Annotated in this window: 2 protein-coding genes; both read right to left on the bottom strand. The window is 59.6% G+C overall.

Annotated elements, in window-relative coordinates; translation table 11 throughout:
* Nucleotides 1–72: 72 nt before the first annotated feature.
* Nucleotides 73–867, bottom strand: a complete 795-nt coding sequence (gene istB, locus FHT73_RS29220) for an IS21-like element helper ATPase IstB (protein ID WP_112611403.1) — start codon at nucleotides 865–867, stop codon at nucleotides 73–75.
* Nucleotides 857–2,332: IS21 family transposase (istA, locus tag FHT73_RS29215; RefSeq protein WP_246712282.1), on the bottom strand; the 1,476-nt coding region annotated here is incomplete at its 5' end. The genes istB and istA, both read right to left, overlap by 11 nt.

Below are 2,332 nucleotides of genomic sequence, written 5' to 3'. Positions count from 1 at the left end.
TGTTGGTTTTCACGCGGAACAGAGCCGGTTTTTCCACCGAGAAGTGAGCCACGTTTAAATATGGTTTTCTGATCAGGCTTTGGTCAAGGGATTGGTTTTTTCTCCTCTCTTTTGGGCTGCTGCGGCCGAGCTGGCCTTGAAGCGGAAGCTGTCGTTTCCTGTTTCCAGGATATGGCAACGGTGGGTCAGGCGGTCGAGCAGAGCGGTCGTCATCTTGGCGTCTCCGAAGACCGTGGCCCATTCGCTGAAGCTGAGGTTGGTGGTGATGATGACGCTGGTGCGCTCATAGAGCTTGCTCAGCAGGTGGAAGAGCAGCGCTCCGCCTGACGCGCTGAATGGGAGGTATCCCAACTCGTCCAGGACCAGCAGATCGAGGCGAACCAGTGTCTCAGCGATCTGGCCGGCCTTGCCTTTGGCCTTCTCCTGCTCGAGCGCATTGACCAATTCGATCGTCGAGAAGAAGCGGACCTTTCGGCGATGATGCTCGATCGCCTGGACACCGAGGGCGGTCGCGATATGTGTTTTTCCTGTGCCAGGGCCGCCGACGAGCACGATATTCTGCGCTCCGTCCATGAACTCGCATCGGTGCAGTTGGCGCACCGTCGCCTCGTTGATCTCGCTGGCGGCGAAGTCGAACTCGGAGATGTCCTTGTAGGCCGGGAAGCGAGCAGCCTTCATGTGATAGGCTATCGAGCGAACTTCGCGCTCGGCCATTTCAGCCTTCAGCAACTGGGACAAGATCGGCACGGCCGCATCGAAGGCTGGAGCGCCTTGCTCGATCAGGTCGATGACGGCTTGAGCCATGCCGTACATCTTCAGACTACGAAGCATGATGACGACGGCGGCGCTGGCAGGATCATGACGCATGGCGACCTCCCGCGATCCGGACACGCAAGCCATCGTAGCGTTCTACATTGGCCTTGGGTTCGCGAAGCAAGGTCAGCGCTTGTGGCGTATCGATATCGGGACCATCAGTGGTTTTGCCGTCGATCAATCGATGCAGCAGGTTCAGCACATGCGTTTTGGTTGCCACGCCCGCCTCCAGGGCCAGTTCCACAGCGCGAAGGACGACCTGTTCATCATGATGGAGCACGAGAGCAAGGATATCGGCCATCTCACGATCACCGCCGGGGCGGCGAAGCATCTGATCCTGCAATTGCCGGAAGGCCAACGGCAATTCCAGGAAAGGCGCTCCATTGCGCAGGGCACCAGGCTTGCGCTGGATGACGGCAAGATAATGCCGCCAGTCGTAAATCGTCCGCGGCGGCTTGTCGTGGCTGCGTTCAATGACCCGCAGATGCTCACATAGGATATTGCCTTCTGCCGCAACAACCAGTCGCTCGGGATAGATCCGCAGGCTGACTGGCCGGTTCGCAAAAGACGCAGGCACGCTGTAGCGATTACGCTCGAAGGTAACCAGGCATGTTGGAGAGACGCGCTTGCTCTGCTCGACGAAGCCGTCAAACGCAGCGGGGAGCGCCATCAATGCCGGTCGCTCTGCCGACCAGACGTGCGCGATCGTACCGGGCAAGGTGCCGTGCGCTGTGTCGCGCCACAGATCCTGACAATGCTGCTCCAGCCAGGCGTTCAACGCCGGCAGATCGGGAAAGTCCGGCATCTGTTGCCACAACCGCGGTCGAGCATCCTGGACGTTCTTCTCTACCTGACCCTTCTCCCATCCTGCCGCTGGATTGCAGAACTCAGGCGCAAAGACGTAGTGGTTCGTCATCGCCAGGAAACGGATATTGACCTGCCGCTCCTTGCCGCGGCCGACGCGATCGACCGCCGTCTTCATGTTATCGTAGATGCCGCGACCAGGTACGCCACCGAACACGCGGAAACCGTGCCAGTGGGCGTCGAAGAGCATCTCGTGCGTCTGCAGCAGGTAAGCCCTGATCAGAAACGCTCGGCTGTGCGATAGCTTAATATGGGCGACCTGCAGCTTTGTGCGTTCGCCGCCGATCACGGCATAATCTTCACTCCAATCGAATTGGAATGCTTCGCCAGGCCGGAAAGACAGCGGAACGAATATGCCGCGGCCAGCCGTCTGCTGCTCAACCCGCCAGTCACGGGCGAACGCGGCGACCCGACCATAGGAGCCGGTAAAGCCGAGAGCTGTCAGATCAGCATGAAGCTGCTTCAGCGTTCGGCGCTGCTTGCGCGACTTCCCGGCCTCAGTCTTCAGCCAGCCCGCCAGTTTGTCGGCAAAAGGATCGAGCTTGCTCGGTCGTTCCGGTACCGCAAACTTCGGCTCGATCGTGCCGGCGCTCAAATACTTCGCGATCGTATTGCGTGACAATCCGGTTCGTCGGCTGATCTCGCGCACCGACAA

It is taken from the genome of Rhizobium sp. BK098, from assembly GCF_014193155.1.
Taxonomy (GTDB): Bacteria; Pseudomonadota; Alphaproteobacteria; order Rhizobiales; family Rhizobiaceae; genus Rhizobium.
Note: the sequence above shows the minus strand (reverse complement) of the source record. Positions and strands in the feature narration are given on the sequence as shown.

Excerpts from the sequence above, each read along its gene's own strand:
- istB (WP_112611403.1), bottom strand. The coding sequence starts at position 867 with ATGCGTCATGATCCTGCCAGCGCCGCCGTCGTCATCATGCTTCGTAGT.